This is a genomic window from Stenotrophomonas sp. ATCM1_4 (genome assembly GCF_004348115.1).
GTDB classification, from domain to species: domain Bacteria; phylum Pseudomonadota; class Gammaproteobacteria; order Xanthomonadales; family Xanthomonadaceae; genus Stenotrophomonas; species Stenotrophomonas capsici.
In genome coordinates this window covers 1-1,143 of sequence record NZ_QPFB01000008.1, presented here as the reverse complement: position 1 = coordinate 1,143, position 1,143 = coordinate 1, and the positions used below count along the sequence as shown (strand labels likewise).

The following is a 1,143-nucleotide window of genomic DNA, read 5'->3' as shown; positions in this document are numbered from 1 at the left end:
GGCGATGGCCGCATAGCTCCACTTTTGGCAGCCGCTAAAAGCGGGGGGATTACCGATGAGGCGCAGCGGTTCTTTCGGGCATCGTCGGGAACCGTTCCTTCATACATTGAGGCGATGGAGACGATCAGGCATGCGGGCATTCGCCTTATCTTGCTTACGCAGTCGCCGTTGCTGATACATGCGAATATCCGTGCGCTGGTTGGCCTGCATGAACACTTGGTCAGGCAGAACGGGAAGGAGCTGTCAACGGTCTATCGGCGATCACGCGTCATGGATAACGTGCGCAGTGAGAAGGCGCTGCTGGCTGAGGATCATGAGTCGTGGGCATTTCCGAAGGAGTGCTACGGGCTCTATAAGAGCGCAGAGGTGCACACGGTCAAGCGCACGCTGTCATCAAAGGCTAAGCGCGGCATCGTGTTGGCGATCATTGCGGCCAGCCTTGTCGGCTATGCCATTTGGAATGGCAAAAACCTGTTCAGCGGTGGCAAAGACGCGAGCGGCGACACGGCCGCAGCGGGCATGGGCGCGTCAGCGACCGGGGCCGCTGCGGCAGGGTTGCTGCCGAGCGGCGCATCACCACGGGAGGTTCGGTATTCCAACGCGCTGGAGTATGCGAAGGCTCATCTGCCGCGGTTCGCGTCGATGCCGGAGACGGCTCCCATCTTTGATGGACGTGAGCCTGTATCGCAGCCGGCGCTTTACTGCATGTCGTCAGTGCCAGGAGGCGATGATGGCCGCGAGGCGTCTTGTACATGCCTGACAGAGCAGGGCACCAAGTACGACATTAGCCAACCTGAGTGCCGGACGTTGGCGCGCTTCGGTCCCGTATACAACCCCTACAAAGCCCCTAAGGTCGAGGCGCAGGCCGCGCCTGTCGCGCTCTCCGGCGCTCCTGCAACGGGCACTTCGGCGGGCGCACCGGCAGGCGCTGTTGTCGGTTACAAGCCCGGGCAGCGTGCTGACACTTTCCCGCAGAACCCGGCCAAGCCGGTGTCGAGCTACACGCCGCCTACTTCCGCCCTTTAACGTGATGCGTCACTAAATTAACAACGCTCACCGGGGACGTTCTCCCAACCGCCCGGGATTTTCCGGAACGGAGTGCCATCAATGCAGCGCCATTCTTCGCGCTCTTTGTTTATTGCC

At 61.2% G+C, this 1,143-nt stretch carries 1 protein-coding gene; it reads left to right on the top strand.

Annotation, left to right across the window (positions count from 1 at the left end; genetic code table 11):
• The coding region (locus ATCM_RS19015; protein WP_132866257.1) for a zonular occludens toxin domain-containing protein at nucleotides 1–1,026 on the top strand (1,026 nt) is incomplete at its 5' end.
• Nucleotides 1,027–1,143 lie beyond the last annotated feature (117 nt).